Below are 17,686 nucleotides of genomic sequence, written 5' to 3' on the forward strand. Positions count from 1 at the left end.
ACGGCCAGGCCCTTGCAGCCTGGCCGTATTTTTATCGGCGTTCTTTTTCGGTCGCCTTACGCGCGTTTCCTTACGCGCCTTCCTTCGCTTCCGTGCTCGCGGCCGCTTCGGCTTGCGCGGCCACCGCGAGGCCAATGCGCTCCTCCATCATCCGCAATGCCCCTGAAAGCGCCGTGAGCGCGTCGTCGGGCAGCGACATCGTCTGGTTCAGGAACGCGTTGCGTCGCGGCAGGCCCGCCTCGACGGCCTCGCGCCCCGCCCGCGTGAGCTGGACATTGGTGATGCGGTTGTCGCGCGCGTCGGCGCTGCGCGCGATCCAGCCGAGCGCCTCCAGCGGCTTCAGTTGCCGCGTGAGCGCGCCAGGGTCCACGCGCAGGCGCTCGACGAGCCGCTTCTGCGACGACGCGCCGTCCTGGTCGTGCAGCGCAAGCAGAATGCGCCAGCGCGGCAACGGATGCCCCACCTGCGCCTCGAACGCCGACATGAACGCGCGATAAGTGCGTCCGAACTGCTGGACGATGGCGATGCGGTCCTGTGTTTCCATGCTGTGTTCCTGCCTGTCTTCCTGTCTCTGGCAACGGGCCTTGCGCGCCGCGCTGCCTTCTTCTTCCTCGTTCCGCCGCTTTCCGCCCGTCGTATCTATCGGGCTGCTGCCGCGGCCCTCGCGCTCAATCGGCGTGAATCACGGGCTCGACCTTGCGCTGCAGCTTGATGGGCGGCACGCGCCGCGTCTGCCAGATCGACACGAGCGCGATGGTCGCGGCCACCGCAATGCCCAGATGGATCGCGCCCACCAGCGCCTCGCGCGCCGCTTCCAGCAACGGCGCGCCATTGTGCCCGGCCCTCACGAGTTCGCCAACGAGCGTGTGCTGCGCATCGCGATTGATGAGAATCTGCGGATCGGAGAGCTGGGCGAACCAGTGCGTCGCGTGGTCGGCGTCCAGCGCCTTTTGCACGCCGCTCGTATAAAGCTGCGTGACCATCGTGCCGGTCAGCGCCGTGCCGATCATCCCGCCGATCATGCGCAGCGACTGCAGCAGCGCCGTGGCGATGCCCAGATGCTCGCGGCCCGCGGTCTGCTGCGCGAATACGGTGAGGTTCGGCATCACGAAGCCGAGCCCGAGGCCGCCCACGATCATGAACGCCATCAGCAGCGTGTGCGGCGTGTTGTGCGAAGCGAGCGCAACGGCGAAGCACGCGAACGCGAGCATCGAATTGCCGATGTAGAGCATCCGGTTCGGGTTGCGAATGCGCGAAACGATGCGCCCGTTCGCGATGCTGCCGATCGTGATGAACACCACGAGCGGCGTGATGACCATGCCCGCCTCGTTCGGCGTCATGCCGAAGCCGCCCTGGAACAGCAACGGCGCATAGAACAGCAGCGAGAACATCGTGAAGCCGCCCAGCACCGCCAGCGTGAAGAGCGCATTGAGGCTCGCGTTGCGGAACATGTCGACGGGCAGGATCGCCTGCGGGCAGCGCCGCTCCCAGTGCCACAGCGCCCAGCCGGCAGCGGCGGCCAGCGCGAGCAGACCGAGCGCGGAAAACGTCACGCCATGCTCCGGCAACCGCTCGACGAACAACTGCAGGCTGCCGAGCGTCACGGCGATGAGCAGCGCGCCGGGCCAGTCGAGGCGCATGCGCTCCTTGTGCGTGACGTGGCGCAGGTGCGGCAGATAGCGCCAGACGAAGACGAGCGAAAGCAGCCCGACCGGCAGGTTCACGTAGAACACCGAGCGCCAGCCGCAATACTGCGTGAGAAAGCCGCCGAGCGAAGGCCCTACCGCATTGGCGATGCCGAACGCCGAGCTCATCAGCACCTGCCATTTGAGGCGCACGACCGAATCGGGAAAGAGATCGGGGATGCAGGCGAACGCGGTGCCCACCAGCATGCCGCCGCCGATGCCCTGCAAGCCGCGCGCGAGCACGAGGAACATCATGCTGTTGGCCGCGCCGCACAGCACCGAGGCGCCCGTGAACACGACGATCGACGCAATCACGAACGGCTTGCGCCCGTAGTAGTCGCCGAGGCGCCCGAAAATGGGGACGGTGATTACCGAGGTCAGCAGATAGGACGTGGCGACCCACGCGTAGAGCTCGAAGCCGCGCAATTCAGCGACGATGGTCGGCAACGCGGTGCCGACGACAGTCTGGTCCAGCGCAACCAGCATGGTCACAAAGGAGATGCCGAGCATCGCCATCAGCGACTCCCGGAACGGCAGCACCTGCCCGCTTGAGTGATGGGCGGCAGTATGGACGGCCATTTTTTGATCCTGCAATGATTGATGCGTCAAAGAATCGACATCATAGCACGAGGCGATCCTCTACACTGGGCGTCGAGCGGCGCTTGCCGCACCGTTTTCCCGGGAGATTTATGGGGCCATATTCCGATTTTTCCGAAGCCGATCTGGCCGCGCTCAAGCGTGCGAAATATGAGCTGGAAACGCCGCCGCTCGGCATGAAGCTCGCCGCGATCGTGGGCGCGCCGGTCGAGAAACTGATCGCGAAGCTCCCCGCCGTGGCGAACGACAAGGTCAACGACGCCACCCAGGCGGCGCTGCGCAAATGCCTGCAGCTTGCGCTCAAGACGCTCGGCAAACAGGGCGAAGACGCGCTGGAGACCGCCGGGGATACGGCGGTGGCCGGCGCACAGCAGAAACCCGGCGCGAAGCCGGTCGCGAGGCCAAGCAACCTGCTGCACAAGTTCGCGGTCGCCACGACGGGCGCGGCGGGCGGCGCGTTCGGCCTGTTCGCGCTGCCGGTCGAGCTGCCCGTCACGACGACGCTGATGTTCCGCTCGATCTGCGACATCGCGCGCAGCGAAGGCGAAGACCTCACGAGCGCCGACGTCCAGCTCCAATGCCTGACCGTATTCGGCATGGGCGGACGCTCGGCCGACGACGACGAAGCCGACTTCGGCTACTTCATCGTGCGCGGCGCGCTTGCCCAGGCGGTCTCGAAGGCGTCGTCGGAGATGGCGACCAAGGGTTTCGCCGCGCACGGTTCGACCGCGTTGCTCAAGCTCATGCAGACCGTGGCCACGCGCTTTTCCGTGCAGGTGAGCGAGCAGGTGGCCGCGAAGTCGATTCCGGCCATCGGCGCGGTGCTTGGCGCCATGGTGAACACGGTATTCATCGATCACTTCCAGAACGTCGCGCACGGCCATTTCACCGTGCGCAAGCTCGAGCGCCGCTACGGCGAGGCCGCGGTGCACGCGGCCTATGACGGGATCGACGTTGCGCTCGATTGAGCCGATTGAACTGCGCTTGACGGTGCATCGGGCCCGGGCCCCGCTTGCCCGTGGATGGACTTCTGCGCGCGGGCGGTGTCGTCGGCCATCGTCACACGCTCCACGAAGCGCGCGGAGTCGTCGAGCGCGCGCCGCGCCTCGGGCATGAATGGCGCATAAATCGGCCAGATGTGCGGCAGATCGCGCCCTATCGTGCATTCGACGCTCACGCCGGCCGCCCGCGCGCGCTCCGCGACCCGACGCGTATCGTCGAGCAACGTCTCGGTGCTGCCCGCCAGCATGAAGAGCGGCGGCAAGCCATGGAAATCGGCGTAAAGCGGAGAGACATAGGGATCGGTCGCGCTCGCGTCGCCCAGATAGAGCGGTGCAATGCGCGCGAACACGTCGCCGCAAAACATCGGGTCGCGCCCGTCGTTTTCGCGAATCGATGCGCCCGTGACCGCGAGGTCGGTCCACGGCGAATAGAGCACCGCGCCGGCCGGCAGCGGATCGCCGGCGTCACGCAACGCGACGAGCGTGGCCAGCGCAAGCCCGCCCCCGGCCGAATCGCCCGCGATCACGAGCGACTGCGCACGCGCGCCGTCGGCCAGCAGGCGCCGGTAGGCGGCCAGCGCGTCGTCGAGCGCCGCAGGAAACGGATGCTCGGGCGCAAGACGATAGTCGAGCGAGAAGAGGTCGGCCTCGGCGCGCGTGGCGAGGCCAAACGTGATGGCGCGGTGCGTCTTCGGCGAGCAGAAGTAGTAGCCGCCGCCATGCAGATAGAGGATCGTGCGCGGCGCCCCGCCCTCGCGCACGAGCCATTCGCCACCCGGTGGAGCGCCGGGCGCATCGGGAGCGCCAGCGGCGCGATATTGCTCGCGCAATTGCCAGCCCTTGGGTACGGGAGGCAGCCACACGCGCTTTTCGGTTTGCGCGCGCACGCGTGCGACATCGACGGGGCCGCGCGTCGCCGGAAGAAAGCGGCGGCGCAAGAACCAGCAGATCAACCTGCCTTGCAGACTCATGAGGCATGGCTCCTCGCGCGGCGGCGCACAACCCGGCGTGGGCTCCGGGCGCTCCGGGTACTCAATTCGCCGGCAGCACCTGTCCGCGAATCTCGCCCGACGGGTTCTGCTGCGTATGAATGTTGAAATACCACTGGCCGGCCATCAGATCGGTGACCTGCTTTTCGTTGAGCGTCGCGGAACCCTTGATCGGACTGGCGAGTTCACCCTTCGGAATCGGCACTTGCACACCTGCGTTCTGGCCAACCGGCGCGGGGCCGTGGAAATGCGCGGCCGTCACCGGAGTCGACAGGCCTTCGTAAGTGATGGTCCAGTTCAGCGATTTCGTGGACGTATCGAACGTCGCATTGAGCATGCCGTGCCCCTGGCTCACGCGCGGCGGGACTTCGCTGGAAGGTTCGAGATCGGCCTTCAGCGCGACAGTGTCGGCGAATGCGGCACTAGAAGCGAGGACACACAGAGCGAGAGCAAACTGCAGCGGACGAAGCGCTTTCATGGGAGTTCTCCTTTGTTGTGACGTGCTGTACCACCCGGCGACAGCCGCCTCGTCACATGCTAGAGCAAATCCGATAAAAGCGTCCGATGCGGCATTACCCGCGGCAGCGAAAGCTCGGGGGAACCATCCGGCACAGAAAAGTGACGGACGAAAAAAAGAGCGCCGCGAGCGGCGCTCTTAACCCAAGTACTACCTTCTACTACTTCACTTCTTGATTGCTTCCTGACGGGCTTCACGGCCCGGCCTTAAGCCGGACCGCCTGCGTCATTAGAAGCGGTGACGGATACCCGTCGTAATGATGCCCTGGTTCTTCGACGACGAAACACCGCCCGTCGACGTGTAGCCCACTTCGGTCATGCCCACTGCGGCCTGGCCTGCGCCCCACACGCCCACGCCTTCGAGGTAGACGTCGGTACGCTTCGAGAGCGAGTAGTCGGCTTGCAGACCGAACTGGTTCCAGTGCGCGGTACGGCCACCACCTTCGGCGGCGAGCAGCGAGCCGTTGGAGTTGGTGTACGTGTACATTGCGCCGAGGCCGAGTGCCGGCGTCAGGTTGTAGTGCACATTGGCTTCGATGTTGTTATAGCGCAGTGAGTAACCGTCGCTCAGACCGTACAGACGCGTTTGCGTGAACACCACGCCGGCCACTGCCGGGCCCCAGGTGTAGCTCGCACCGCCGCCCCACACGCGCTCACGCTGACGCGCGCCGAACTGGTCGTTCGTCACCGCACCGCCGGTCGGGTTATTGTTCATGCCCTGTGCCTGCAAATAGGCCAGGCCCAGACGCAGACCGGAGTTCGAGTAACCCATACCGGCGCTGTACGCCCGGTTGTTGGCGAACCCGCCAGCCTGGTTCGAGAACGCGTAGGCACCGCCGAACTGGAAGCCCGAGAGGTTCGGGCTCGTGTACTTGACCGCGTTGTTCAGCGAGAACGTGCCGTTGCCGTTGTCGTTGTCCATCACGTGCGCCATGTAGGTGCCACCCCACGTGCCGACCGCGGTGAGCGGGCCGACGTAGTCGATCACGGAGTCGAACTGGCGACCAAACGTGAGCGTACCGTACTGGTCTTGCGTCAGGCCGACGTACGATTGGCGGTTGAACAGGCCGCCATTCTGCTGGCCGTTCGTGACGTCGAAACCGCTTTCGAGGGTGAAGATCGCCTTCAGACCGCCGCCCAGATCCTCAGCGCCGCGCAGGCCCCAACGGCTCGCCTGGACATTGCCGCTCGTCATGCCGAAACGATTGTTGCCGACCACGTTGCCACTGTCGTCGATTCTGGCGATGTTGGTGGTGTAGGTGATACCGGCGTCAACGATACCGTAGAGCGTCACGCTGCTTTGCGCGTACGACGCCGATGCAAATGTCGCGGTGACTGCGGCCGCGATAGCCAGACTCTTTTTCATATGCTTCCTTCGATGCAAAGCCTTTCGGCAAAAGTGGCGCCGCCGGCATCGCGCCGGCTCGCTTGATCATTCAGCGCCGCAAACCCGGCGCCGCATTGATACGCAGGCCAAAGTTTATGGGCATCACTTTTAGAGCAGCCATCCCGCACCAGGGCAAAAGCTTTTTCGAAGAAGTCGAATACTGTCGTGACCTGCGCCGCAATCGCTTGACCGTCAAAGCGTTCGCTCAATCTCAAATTCGCGCACAAGCGCGACGACTGGGCACTATCCCGATATAGCGTTGCCGTGAGGCAACACCATTAATTCGAGACAAACAGCGGTTTAGGAACAGTCTCATTCCGAGGGGCTATCTCCTGTCGGTACTATCCTGCAACGCTCGCGCGGCAGTCCTGCTCCGAGCCTTGTCTGTGCGCAAACAAACATCGCGCCAACGCTGCAAACCCCGTCCGTCCCATGTCGATGCAGCCCAAAACAATGAATCAGCTTCAGGCGATGCGCGTGTTCGTGAGCGTCGCCGAACACGGCTCCTTCGGTCGCGCCGCCACGAGCCTCAATCTCTCGAATGCCGTCGTCACGCGCTATGTCGCGCTGCTCGAGGCGCATCTTCATGCGCGTCTCATCAACCGCAATACGCGCAGCATTTCGTTGACCGAAGCAGGAGGTGCATACGCGCAGGCGTGCCGGCATATGCTCGAAGATCTGGAGCGCGTCGAAACGCAGATCGCACACGGCGTGTCGGTGCCCTCGGGCACACTGCGCGTCGTGGCGCATGCGTCGTTCTCGCTGCACGGCCTCACGCCGCTGCTCAAGCAGTATCTCGCCGCATTCTCACAGGTCCGGCTCGCGCTCACGCTGCTGCACCGCCCCGTCGACCTCATCGAAGAAGGCTTCGACGTGGGCATCGTGGCGCCGCGCCAGGTGAGCGGCGGCACGTTGATCCGCCGTCCGCTCGTTACCGTCGCGCCGGTCGCGGTGGCGTCGCCGGCCTATCTCGAGGCGCAATGCGCGCCAGGGCATCCGGCCGAACTCGCGCAGCACACGTTGCTTGCGCCGTCCGCCGACATTCACGGCAGCGAATGGCATTTCGCAAGCGCCGAGGGCGTGCGCGAACTCGTGCGCATCGAGCCGGCCTATGCCGTCAATAACGCGGTGATGCTGCGTCAGGCGGCGCTCGCAGGCATGGGCATCACGATCCTGCCGGCGAGCCAGGTAGCCGCCGATCTGGCGCAGGGGGCGCTCGTGCGCGTGCTCGCCGATTATGAAATTCGCGACGCCGACAAAGAGCTCTCGCTGGTCTATCCGGGCCGACGCCATGTGCCCGCGAAGACGCGCTCGTTCGTCGATTTCACGGTCGACTGGTTCCGCAATCAGGATATTTCTCGCCAGACGATTATCGGTATATCCGGTAATAGTTAATTGATCGTTTTTATCTCGATTTCTCGCGGCGTGCGAACTATGCTTCGTTCTGCGAGAAGTGACTCTTCATCGAAGGGTCTCCAACCTTGAACGCGGCTTCGGCCGCGTTTTTTTTGCCGCGCATTTCTGGCAAAACTGCCAGCTTCGCGTTCGGCATCGGTACATCGAAACGGAACGCGTAAAAGAACGTGTAAAACGCGCGCCCTTCACCTTCAGGCCAGCAGCGCGGCCTGCTTCTCGATGCCGTCGAGCATCGCACGGCAGGTGCGGATGAGCGCGAACCCTTCCTCGCGCAATTGCTCCGGCGTGTGACTGTTCATATGACTGCGCCAGGTTTCGAGCACCGCGAACAGTGCCGGATAATGCAGCACGCCCACCGCACCCGCGAGCCGGTGGTGCCATTCGCGCAGGCGTCCGATATCGATCTCGTCCAGCAGTTCCGGCAGCGCATCCAGATCGTCGCGCATCGCACTGACGAACGACCCTAGCAGCGCCTTCACCGTCGCCTCGCTGCCCCACACCTGGATCATGTGCGCGAGGTCGAGCGGATCGCCCGCACCCGCCTCGCCGGCGTCGTCCGGCGCCACATCGTTACGCACCGCGGCGCCGGCGCGCGGGCCCGGCAGCGCCGGCTCCTGCGCGCTGCGAAGCGCGTTCTCCGCGCCGAACCAGCGCGCGAGCTGATCACGCAGCGTCGCGACGCGCGTGGGCTTGATGAGACACTCGTCCATACCTGCCTCGCGGCACAGCCGCAAATTTTCGGGCGCCGTATTCGCCGTAATGCCGAGAATCGGCAAGCGCGGCGCGGCGCCCGTAGCCTTGCCCTTCTGGCGCGCCTCGGCCGCTTCGATTTCGCGCACGCGCCGCGCGAGGTCATAGCCCGATACGTTCGGCATATGACAATCGGTGATCAGGCAGCCATAACGCTCCCTCGCCAGCGCCTCGAGCGCCTGCGCGCCGTCGCCGACCACGTCGCACGCGAAGCCGAGCAGCGCGAGCTGATGGCGGATCAGCTCCTGATTCACGGGGTGATCCTCGGCGACGAGAATCAGCCGTCCCGCCGCGCGCTCCTTGTCGCGATCGGGCGCCGCGAGCGCGGCTTCCGTCGCAAACGCGGGCCGCGCCGCGACCGCGGGCAGACCGGTGAGCGCCATCGCACAAGCCGCGCCCAGACCGCGCCACGAAAGCGGATTGACGCTCACGCGCACGCCGCTCTCTACGACCCGGTAGCCGCTCGGCTTGGGATTTTCGGTCAGGCGGATGACCGGCACGCCATGCCCGTCGAGCGCGCCCGCGAGCGCTTCGGCAACGAACACGAGATCGACGCCGCCGTGCGCCGCCAGCGTGCGCATCGCGGCCCGCACGCACGACGGACCGGACTCCAGGCGCGTCATCTTCATGCCGAGCGACACGCCGAAGTGCATGAGCGCGCCAGCCACGCGGGCATCGTCGCAGACCACGAGCGCGCGCTTGCCGCGCAGGGCGTTCGCGTGACCGGCCCGCGCTTCGAGCGGCAATTCGATATGCAGCGTGAGACGCGTGCCTTTGCCGACTTCGCTGCGTAGTTCGAGCGCGCCGCCCATCAAGGCCGCGAGCTTGCGGCTGATCGTCAGGCCGAGTCCCGTGCCGCCGAAGCGCCGCGTCGTGGACGTCTCCGCCTGCACGAAAGGCTCGAACAACTGGGCCTGCGCCTCGGGTGCGATGCCGATGCCCGTGTCGGCCACCGTGATCGCGACGCGCTGGCGCGGCGACTTGCCGCGCGGGCTCGCCACGTCGCGCGCCGTGACGCTCACGCTCACTTCGCCATGCGAGGTGAACTTGATCGCGTTGCTGAGCAGGTTGAACAGAATCTGCCGCAGACGCACGCTGTCGCCGCGCAGTTGCGCCGCCACGCCAGCGCCGACGTCCACGCGCACCTTGAGTCCCTTCTCGTGCGCGCGCCCCGCGAGCAGCCCGACGGCGTTGTCGACGAGCTCGCGCATGTCGAACGGCTCGGAAGCAATCACGAGCCGCCCCGCCTGGATCTTCGAGTAGTCGAGCAGATCATCGAGGATCTGCAGCAGCGCGCCGGCCGACTCCTGCACCATGCCGACCATCTGCGTCTGGTCGGGGTTGAGCGGCGTGCGCTCCAGCACCTCCACGAGACCGAGCACGCCGTTCATGGGCGTGCGGATTTCGTGGCTCATCATCGCGAGGAAGTCGTCCTTGGCGCGCGACGCGGCCTCGGCGAGGTCGCGCGCGCGAGAGAGCTCGTCGGCGCGCGCGTGCTCGACGTTCGCATCGACGGCATAGCCGCTCCAGACGACCGCGCTATCTTCCGTGCGGCGCGGCACGAACTCCGCGCGCACCCAGAGCAGGCCGGCCGCGCCGCGGAAGCGGAACTCGGTGTTCACCGGCATGAGCAGATGTGCCGAGCGCTCGAGCGCCGTCACAAGCCGCGCGCGGTCGCGCCAGTTCACACGGGCGAGATCGAGCGCGCTCGCGCGCATGAGTTGCGTGACCGTGTCGCCGAGCAGGCGCTGTGTGTCGCCGCCGAGATACGGGAACGCGTAGCGGCCATCGGGCCCGCGCCGCAACTGGAACACGATCGCGGGCAGCGAGCGCGTGACGTCGGAGAGCAGCCGCTCGGAGGCGCGCGCGCGCATTTCGGCGCGGCGTATATCGGTGATGTCGATCATCGTGCCGAGCACGCACAGGGGCACGTCGTGCGCATCGCGGCACAGGCGCGTCCAGAAGATGCCGTGGCGCTTCCTGACACCGGATGCGCCGCCGCTGCCGGAACCGTCGAACACGAACTCGACGCGCTGGCCCTTGCCTTCTTCCACGGTCCTGGCGTAGAGATCGTCCACGCGCAGGCTGTTTTCCACGCCCCACGCCGCCACCGCGGCGCCCGTGCGGCCCAGCACCTCGCTGCGCCGCATGCCGGTCATCTCTTCGTAGGCGCGGTTCACCGCGAGGTAGCGATTGTCGAGGTCGCGCACGCCGAGCGGGTACGGAATCATCTCCGTCATGGTGTCCTGCAGCTCGACCTGCTTCGCGAGCACCTGCTCGGCACGCCGGCGCCGGCGCATTTCGCGCTGCAGGAGCACGTAGGCGCGCAGCGTGACGAGCAGCACCACGCCGAATGCAATCAGGAGCGGCAGGAGCCTGAGCGCATTCACGCTCCACCCGCTGCTGCGCTGGGCAACCACGCCGGTCCAGTGGTTGCGGATCTCCTGCTGCTCGACGGGCGACATCGCGTCGAGCGCGCGATCGATGAGCGTCTTGAGCGGCGCAAGGTCGGTGCGCACCGCGAAGGCCGTCGCGCCGTCCGTGCCGATCGCGCCCACCACTTTGAGCGTTTCGAGGTACTGACGGCTAAGCGGCCCGTCGAGTGCGGCCGCGTCGCCCACCAGCACGTCGGCGTCGTTGCGCTGGACCATCGCGAGCCCCTCGGAGAGCGTGGCCGCGCGCAGCGTGCGAATGGGCTGTGCTGCGCCAAACAGCGCGCGCGCCGCCGGCGCATGCGGCGCCAGCACTACGCGGCGCTCGGTGTAATCGTTGAGGCTGCGCGCCATCGGCTCGTCGCGGCGGCCGACGATCACGAGCGGATAGTGCTCGAAGGCCTGGGTATAGAGCGTGGTATCGGGCAAGCCGCCATCGCCGACCGTGGTCGCGAGCAGGGCGAATTCGCCGCGCTCGAACGCCTTGCCCGCATCCGGCCAACGGGTCACCGGCACGCGCTCGAACGTCACGCCGAGCTTGTCGCTCAGATAGTTGAGGTAGTCGTTCGCCATGCCCGAGGTATAGCCGCGGCGGCTCGCATGGCTAAAGGGCAGCCAGCTCGCATCGAAGCCCACCTTGAGCGGCGGCAGCGAGCGCAGCCACGCGCGCTCGCCTGCATCGAGGACGAACGGCGGCGAGCGCGGCCCGTCGCCCTGTCCGGCGCTCCCGGCGCCGTCGAGCCAGCGCGCGCGCAGCGCAGCCGCCACGGCGGGCCGCACGCCGCCCGCGGCCACGTTCAGCTGATCGCGCAGCGCGGCTTGCGAGACCGGCACCGCGAAGCGCAGCTCACGCACCTTGATGCGCTCCTCGTAGGCCACGCGCAGCCCGCGGTAGGCGTCATGATGGAGGAGCTGATAGCGCACGACCGGCGCGAAACCTGCGTAGATATCGGCGCCGCCCTCGGCGATGGCATGCATGGCCGCGCCGGTGTTGGCGAACGGAAGAATTTCCGCTTGAGGAAAGCGCTCGCGCAATAACGACTCGAGGACATAACCGTTTTCGACGGCGATGCGCGCGCGGGCAAAACGGCGCGCCGTGGTGGCGATCGACTCATTGCCCACGCGCGTGACGAAGGCGACGTTATCGCTCAGATAAGGCACGGTGAACGCGAGGCAGCGCTCACGCTGCGGGACGCGCGCGAGGCTCATGACCACGTCGATTTCGGCCGCGCACGCGCCCGCCAGCAATGCCGCCATATTGGGGTAGACGCGCGGCACGAGCTTCACCTGCGAGCCGACGACGAGCCGCAGATAGTCGGCGCTGAAACCGCTCAGCGTATTGCCTTCGAGCACTTCGAGCGGCGGCCAGCCGCCCGCCACGACGCCGACGGTGAGTACCGGGGGAAAAGCGCCGGATTCGGGTATCCCGGCCGAGGAATCGGACGCTGGACCCGATTGGGGCTGCGCGGCGGGCACAGGCAGCACGCGGAATTCCGGCGCCTGAGCTTGCGCGGCGCGCGCGGGGCTTGCCAGCGCTGCGCAAAAAAGGAAGCACGCCAGCATGGCAAAACGGCATGCTTGCACGAGCATCGGCGCGAGCGCACGGCATGCGTTGGGCCGCGTGCAAGGCACGCGCGGTAACACACGCGGCATCGGGTGCGCCACGACCGGCTCAATCAGTTCAATGGGCGCAATCTGGCGCTCTGGCAGCGTCGCTTTCATGGGGAAACGTCGTGCGCAGCGCTCAGGCGTCGCCGAGCGCCCCGCCCGCGCTCGTACCGGGACGCGTTCGGCGTCCCATCAGGAACCGGTGGCAGACGCCGGCGATCATGCCGCCCAGCATCGGCGCCGCCCAGAACAGCCAAAGCTGGTCGAGCGCCCAGTCGCCGACGAACAACGCCGGGCCCGTCGAGCGCGCCGGATTCATGCCGCCGTTGCTCACGGGAATGGCGATCAGGTAAATGGCCGCGAAGCACGCCCCCAGCGCGGCGGGCGCCGACGCACGGCGTTGCGGCGAATCCGACACGACGAGATGAACGAACACGAATGCGAACGTCATGATCAATTCGACGGCGCACACCGCGGCAAACGCGTACTCGGAAGGCGAGTGCTCGTCGTAGCCATTGCTGCCGAAGTCGGACACGACGAACGCGAAGCCCGGCCGGCCAGTCGCGACGGCCGCGAGCAGCGCCGCGCCCGCGAGCGCGCCCGCGGTCTGCGCGGCGATATACGGTGCGACGTCGCGGGCAGGAAAGCGGCCCGCAATCGCATAGCCGATCGTGACAGCGGGATTGAAATGCGCGCTCGACAAGCGGCCCGACACATAGTTCGCAACGGCGAGCGCGAGACCGAAGGCCGCGGCCATGTTGAAGACGTTCCAGCCCTGCGCAGGCGCGCTCGCGTTGAGCGCGGCGCTCGCACAGCCCACGAACACGAGCCACGCCGTGCCTGCGCCCTCCACTGCCAAACGCCTTCCGAGCTTCATCACCTTCCTCCGTACCCTGCCGATGCGACGTGCAAACCGTCGCGCAGCCCGTTTGCAGGCAGATGTGCGGAGCAGCTCGCCAGCGATGTCAGAGACGGGATCGAATGAGAGTCGCGAGAGTCGCGCTGTCCGACCTTTCGCGCGTCGAAACGGAAATTATGATCAGACGACTCTCACCGCCAGATAGGACAACTCTTAAAAGTCGGACGGCACGGCGAGACATCGCGGCAGATTCCGACAGACGATGAGATGCCGCGCCCATTGGATCTGCCCCCGAGCCGCTTCAGGAAATGGCGCGCGTTGCGCGCGCCACCGTCGCCCTCAGTCTGCGTCGTCCTGGACGACGCCGCACTCGATCGCGAATCGATAGAGATCGATGTCGCTGTTGAGGGCGAGCTTTTTCATGGCCGCGCATTTCTGCGCACTGATGGTCTTGACGCTGCGCCCGAGCAGGCTGGCAATCTCGGTCACGCCAAGGCCCGCGGCATAGTGCGTGAAGACCTCGAACTCCCGGCGCGAGAGCACCTGATACACGTGCGCCCGCCGCTGCGCGCGCGATGCCTTTTCCAGCAGATCGCGCACCACGGGACCGACGTATTGCTCGTGCGCCATTGCCGAGGCGATGGCGACGGGAATCAGGTCGATGCGATCGCGCTTGCTGAGCACCGCCTCGACATCGAGCTCGATCGCCGAGCGCAGCGCCACGGCATCGTTCTCCATGGTGAGCACGACGATGGGCTTGCCCGCATGCTCGCCCTGGAAGCTGCGGATCGCGTCGTGCCCTTCCTCGCGTCCTTCGCCGGGCATGTAGAGATCCATCAGCACGAGGTCGAATTCGTGGCGCGCGGCCTCCTGAAAGAGCTGCGCCACCGATTGCGCGCGGGCGACGATGCGCACATTCGGCAGCGTGGCGATCAGATTGTCGAGCGCAAACAGCACGAGCGGATGATCGTCGGCGACGATGACGCGCACGGGCAGCGCCCTGTCGTCGACGTCGGGCAGCGCAAGCTCCTGCAGGCTGCGCACGCCGCCCTCGCGGCCGAACCCCGACGTCAGGTGTGCGGGCCAGACATGGGCCTGAGTGGTCGACGGCGGGTTCATAGGAGTCCGTGGGCTCGCACGAAGGCGAAAAGACCTGCATCGTTGTTCACGCCGAGCTTCGCCATGGCGTCGCGCTTCTGGCGGCTCACGGTGCGCACGTCCCGATCCAGCGCGCGCGCGATTTCGGTGATCGTGCGGCCGTGGACGAACTGCCGGACCACTTCCGATTCGCGCGGCGACAGGCGCGGCACGCGCGCGCTTTCCGCGCGCTCGGCGCCCGCGGCGGCCAGCTCCGCGAGAATCGGCGGGCTCACGTAGCGCACGCCGCTACCCGCGCCGCGCACGGCGCCGGTGAGCTCGTCGATGGGCTCGCTCTTGCGGATGAGCGCGGTGACGCCGGTGTTCATCACGGCGCGCAGGATGGCGACGTTCGTGATGCTGGTCAGGACGACGATGCGGCACTGCGGCCAGTCGCGACACAGGCGCCGCACGAGATGCAGACCGTCCTCCGCCGCGCCGGTGTCGCACGGCATGGTGAGGTCGGTCAGCACGATGTCGCACGGCACGCTTTCGAGCGTATGCAAAAGCGCACCCGGGCCGGACGCCTCACCGACGACCTGGATGTCTCCCGCAGCTTCGAGCGCCGAGCGAACGCCCAGCAAAACGAATGGATGATCGTCGGCAAGGACGACTCGTAGTTTCAAGTTGGCCCTCTCTCGATGTAGTAGGGATATCGGATCGGCCTATGCGTGCCCGGTCTTTCAGCCGGGGCTCACGTTGGCTATGTTGCGCAAAGCGTAACCATCTGGATCCGACATCTGAACATCGATTAAAGGTTCTCTGAATCAGAGATTTCCGAAACGTCAAACCATCTTTAACTGGAAATTTTGATTCAGTAATGCGAAGCAAACAGGGAAGCTCCGACGTGAGTACGTCACGCGCCTTGAGGCATGTCGGATAGTGCCGCGTGCGGCGACGGTCAAGCTGCCGCTCGTGGACTCGCTTGCCCCTTTGGCTTGTGCGAAAGTGCGACGGATTGGCTGACTGCATCTGACGGATATGACGCGCGCGCAAATGCGGGCCACGCCAGCGCCGCACACGCGGCGGCCGCAAACCAGACGGCAGGCCAGCCCGACGCCGATAACAGCATCGGAATCGCCGAGGGCGCGAGCCAGAATGCCAGGAACGCACCGGTGTTGCCCATCGCGAGCGCAGTGCCCACGCGGCCCTCGCCCGCGAGCGTGGCGAGCTCGGTGAAGGCGACGCCGTGCCACGCCGAGGCGGCAATGCCACCGAGCACGAGCAGCGCGATCAGCACGATGCACGCTCCATCCAACGGGAGCGCATGCACGAAGCGGCCCGCGTGCGCAAACCATGCCGTCGTCGCGGCGAGCAAGACGAACAGCGCGACGCTCAGCGCGGCGCATGCGCGCAAATACGCGTTGCGATTGCCGCGCCGGTCGGTCCAGCGTCCGCTCCATACGCGCATGCACGCCGCGCCGAATTGCACCGCCACGAGCGCCGCACCGGTCGCCGCACTGCCTGCATGGCCGAAGTCATGCAGGAACACGCTTGCGAACGAGATCACCGCGACTTGCGGCATGCACAGCGCTGCAATACCTGCCACCATCCGCCAAACCTGAACGCGCCGCAGCGGCGAGTGCGCGCGCGGCACTTCGTGCTGCCCCGCGCGTGCCGTTTCGCGTGACGCCGCGCCTTCCGGTTCGCGCACCCACGCTATCGTCAGGATTACTGATAGAACGCACAGTGCCGCGAGTGTGCCGTAGACCCATGCGAAGCCTGCGTGTGCGGCCAGCGCCGGCAGCATCACTGCGCCGATGCCCGCGCCCGCCGGCACGGCCGTCTGCCGGATGCTCATCGCGAGGCCGCGCTCGCCGGGACCGAACCAGGCCATGACCGCGCGCCCGCTCGAACCGTTGACGCTGCCGCCGAGCAAGCCGATCGCGAGAAAACCTGCCCCAAGCGCATGTGCGCCCGGCACGTGCGCCACCTGAGGCACGCACCAGGCCGTCATGGCGATCAATGCCGCCGCGGTCGAGCCGAGCCCCGTGAGCAGCACACGCCGGTCGCCCCATCGGTCGGTGAGCATGCCCCACGGCAATTCGCTCATGACGATGCCGAGTCCGAGCATGCCGAGCAGCAGTCCGAGCGTGCCCGTATCGATGCGGTAGTCCGAGCGGATCCAGACCGCCGTCGCCGGGATGCCCGAGAAAGCCGCCGCGAAGCTCGCGTTCGCCGCCACGCCAACGCCCAGCACCTTCCAGCGATGCGACGCCCCTCGCGCTTTCGTGTTTCCCTTCGCGTTCCTCATGATGGCCTCCAGAAAAGGATTGACTGCGGCCATGCTACGAGCGCACCATCTATCGGTAAAGCGGGAATATTCAATCAATGTTATCGGAAAATCCGAAACATAGGCATCGAAAGATGCGCCCTCAACGGAATCGCACCTCACGACATGAACCCACGCGGACTCGACCTCGCGCAGTTGCGCACCTTTATCGCCGTCACGGAGGCGGGCAGCGTCTCGGGCGCCGCGGAACGCGTGTTTCTCTCGCAGTCTTCGGTGAGCGAGCAGTTGAAGAAGCTCGAGGAGCGCATCGGCCAGCCGCTCTTCGTGCGCAGCAAGCAAGGCGTCGCGCCCACGCCGGCGGGCACGAAGCTCGTCGATCACGCGCGCCGCATCGTGGCGATGTGCGACGCCGCGTTCGACGACATGCTCGGGCGCTCGCTCGACGGCGAGGTGCGCATCGCGATCACCGACTACTTCCGGCCGCACGACGTGGCGGCCATCATCCGGCGCTTCGCGAGCCAGCATCCGCGCCTGCGGCTGCATGTGACCGTGTTGCCGAGCGCCGTGATCGAGAGCAGCGCCGAAGACAGTGCCTTCGACATCGGCCTTGCGCTGCGCATGGTGGACACGCGCGGCAAGCGCGCCGCAGCGAAGGCGGATGCGCGCCGGAGCACGCCGATCCGGCGCGAGAAGCTGCTCTGGGTCGGTGCGCGCGAGACGCTGCGCGAGCATGCGGCGCTCGCCCCGCCCTGGCCGCTCGTGCTGCTGCCCGACACGTGCCAGTTGCAGCGCTATGTCGTGAAGCTGCTCGAGCGTACGCGCATTCCGTTTCTGATTTCACATTCGGCGTCGGGCGTCGCCGGTTTGCAGCTCGCTCTGCAGGCGGGTCTCGGGATTTCGTGTCTGAACGAATCGGCGATCGGCGAAGGGCTCGTGGCCTGCCCGGCCTCGTTCGGCCTGCCCGCGCTGCCGGCGGCCGAGTTCCATCTGCTGCCGGGGCGGCCCGGCGAGAGCGCGCACGTGACGAACGCGCGCGCGGCGCTCGCGGCGTTGCTCGGCTAGCGGGCAGTGCGCGC

The 17,686-nt window shown here is 66.6% G+C and carries 14 protein-coding genes; 3 read left to right on the forward strand and 11 right to left on the reverse strand.

Translation table 11 applies throughout. From position 1 onward, the window contains the following. Positions 1-70: 70 nt before the first annotated feature. On the reverse strand, positions 71-544 hold the full coding sequence (locus U5775_RS25810; RefSeq protein ID WP_322060942.1) for a MarR family winged helix-turn-helix transcriptional regulator: 474 nt from the start codon (positions 542-544) through the stop codon (positions 71-73). A gap of 124 nt (positions 545-668) precedes the next feature. Next, positions 669-2,264 (reverse strand): MDR family MFS transporter, encoded by a 1,596-nt coding sequence (locus U5775_RS25815; RefSeq protein ID WP_322060943.1) that lies wholly within the window; start codon positions 2,262-2,264, stop codon positions 669-671. Positions 2,265-2,374: 110 nt separating this feature from the next. Here U5775_RS25815 and U5775_RS25820 point away from each other — a divergent pair, with 110 nt between their 5' ends. Beyond that, entirely contained in the window at positions 2,375-3,250 is an 876-nt protein-coding gene (locus U5775_RS25820; RefSeq protein WP_322060944.1) for an EcsC family protein, read from the forward strand. Here the strand turns inward: U5775_RS25820 and U5775_RS25825 are convergent. From U5775_RS25825 to U5775_RS25840, 4 genes are all read right to left on the reverse strand, one after another. Beyond that, positions 3,220-4,254 (reverse strand): alpha/beta hydrolase, encoded by a 1,035-nt coding sequence (locus U5775_RS25825; RefSeq protein WP_322060945.1) that lies wholly within the window; start codon positions 4,252-4,254, stop codon positions 3,220-3,222. The genes U5775_RS25820 and U5775_RS25825 overlap by 31 nt on opposite strands. A gap of 61 nt (positions 4,255-4,315) precedes the next feature. After that, positions 4,316-4,750 carry a CHRD domain-containing protein gene (locus tag U5775_RS25830; RefSeq protein ID WP_322060946.1) on the reverse strand — a complete coding sequence of 145 codons (435 nt, stop codon included), beginning with the start codon at positions 4,748-4,750 and terminating at the stop codon, positions 4,316-4,318. Between the two features lie 267 nt (positions 4,751-5,017). Continuing rightward, positions 5,018-6,154 (reverse strand): porin, encoded by a 1,137-nt coding sequence (locus tag U5775_RS25835; protein ID WP_322060947.1) that lies wholly within the window; start codon positions 6,152-6,154, stop codon positions 5,018-5,020. Beyond that, complete coding sequence (locus U5775_RS25840; RefSeq protein ID WP_322060948.1) at positions 6,151-6,384, reverse strand: hypothetical protein; 234 nt, start codon at positions 6,382-6,384, stop codon at positions 6,151-6,153. Before U5775_RS25840 ends, U5775_RS25835 begins: the two co-directional genes overlap by 4 nt. Positions 6,385-6,628: 244 nt before the next feature. Here U5775_RS25840 and U5775_RS25845 point away from each other — a divergent pair, with 244 nt between their 5' ends. Continuing rightward, complete coding sequence (locus U5775_RS25845; RefSeq protein ID WP_322060949.1) at positions 6,629-7,570, forward strand: LysR family transcriptional regulator; 942 nt, start codon at positions 6,629-6,631, stop codon at positions 7,568-7,570. Positions 7,571-7,782: 212 nt separating this feature from the next. Here the strand turns inward: U5775_RS25845 and U5775_RS25850 are convergent, their stop codons facing one another. From U5775_RS25850 to U5775_RS25870, 5 genes are all read right to left on the reverse strand, one after another. Then, the gene (locus U5775_RS25850; protein WP_322060950.1) at positions 7,783-12,495 is read right to left on the reverse strand and encodes an ATP-binding protein; all 4,713 of its coding nucleotides are present in this window, start codon (positions 12,493-12,495) and stop codon (positions 7,783-7,785) included. A 22-nt stretch (positions 12,496-12,517) separates the two neighbouring features. After that, on the reverse strand, positions 12,518-13,261 hold the full coding sequence (locus U5775_RS25855; protein ID WP_415913653.1) for an aquaporin: 744 nt from the start codon (positions 13,259-13,261) through the stop codon (positions 12,518-12,520). 318 nt (positions 13,262-13,579) lie between these two features. Beyond that, complete coding sequence (locus U5775_RS25860) at positions 13,580-14,359, reverse strand: response regulator transcription factor (protein WP_322060952.1); 780 nt, start codon at positions 14,357-14,359, stop codon at positions 13,580-13,582. Further along, positions 14,356-15,003: a response regulator transcription factor gene (locus tag U5775_RS25865; protein ID WP_322060953.1), complete on the reverse strand. Its 648-nt coding sequence runs from the start codon at positions 15,001-15,003 to the stop codon at positions 14,356-14,358. The genes U5775_RS25860 and U5775_RS25865 overlap by 4 nt, the downstream gene beginning before the upstream one ends. Positions 15,004-15,278: 275 nt before the next feature. Continuing rightward, on the reverse strand, positions 15,279-16,631 hold the full coding sequence (locus U5775_RS25870; protein WP_322060954.1) for an MFS transporter: 1,353 nt from the start codon (positions 16,629-16,631) through the stop codon (positions 15,279-15,281). A gap of 144 nt (positions 16,632-16,775) precedes the next feature. Between U5775_RS25870 and U5775_RS25875 the strand changes: the two genes are divergently transcribed. Then, positions 16,776-17,672, forward strand: coding sequence for a LysR family transcriptional regulator (locus U5775_RS25875; protein WP_322060955.1), 897 nt, complete (start codon positions 16,776-16,778; stop codon positions 17,670-17,672). The last annotated feature ends 14 nt before the right edge of the window (positions 17,673-17,686 follow it).

The organism is Paraburkholderia sp. J63, assembly GCF_905220245.1.
In the GTDB taxonomy this organism is placed as follows: domain Bacteria; phylum Pseudomonadota; class Gammaproteobacteria; order Burkholderiales; family Burkholderiaceae; genus Paraburkholderia.

Excerpts from the sequence above, each read along its gene's own strand:
- U5775_RS25810 (WP_322060942.1), bottom strand. The coding sequence starts at position 544 with ATGGAAACACAGGACCGCATCGCCATCGTCCAGCAGTTCGGACGCACT.
- U5775_RS25815 (WP_322060943.1), bottom strand. The coding sequence starts at position 2,264 with ATGGCCGTCCATACTGCCGCCCATCACTCAAGCGGGCAGGTGCTGCCG.
- U5775_RS25820 (WP_322060944.1), top strand. The coding sequence starts at position 2,375 with ATGGGGCCATATTCCGATTTTTCCGAAGCCGATCTGGCCGCGCTCAAG.
- U5775_RS25825 (WP_322060945.1), bottom strand. The coding sequence starts at position 4,254 with ATGAGTCTGCAAGGCAGGTTGATCTGCTGGTTCTTGCGCCGCCGCTTT.
- U5775_RS25830 (WP_322060946.1), bottom strand. The coding sequence starts at position 4,750 with ATGAAAGCGCTTCGTCCGCTGCAGTTTGCTCTCGCTCTGTGTGTCCTC.
- U5775_RS25835 (WP_322060947.1), bottom strand. The coding sequence starts at position 6,154 with ATGAAAAAGAGTCTGGCTATCGCGGCCGCAGTCACCGCGACATTTGCA.
- U5775_RS25845 (WP_322060949.1), top strand. The coding sequence starts at position 6,629 with ATGAATCAGCTTCAGGCGATGCGCGTGTTCGTGAGCGTCGCCGAACAC.
- U5775_RS25850 (WP_322060950.1), bottom strand. The coding sequence starts at position 12,495 with ATGAAAGCGACGCTGCCAGAGCGCCAGATTGCGCCCATTGAACTGATT.
- U5775_RS25860 (WP_322060952.1), bottom strand. The coding sequence starts at position 14,359 with ATGAACCCGCCGTCGACCACTCAGGCCCATGTCTGGCCCGCACACCTG.
- U5775_RS25870 (WP_322060954.1), bottom strand. The coding sequence starts at position 16,631 with ATGAGGAACGCGAAGGGAAACACGAAAGCGCGAGGGGCGTCGCATCGC.
- U5775_RS25875 (WP_322060955.1), top strand. The coding sequence starts at position 16,776 with ATGAACCCACGCGGACTCGACCTCGCGCAGTTGCGCACCTTTATCGCC.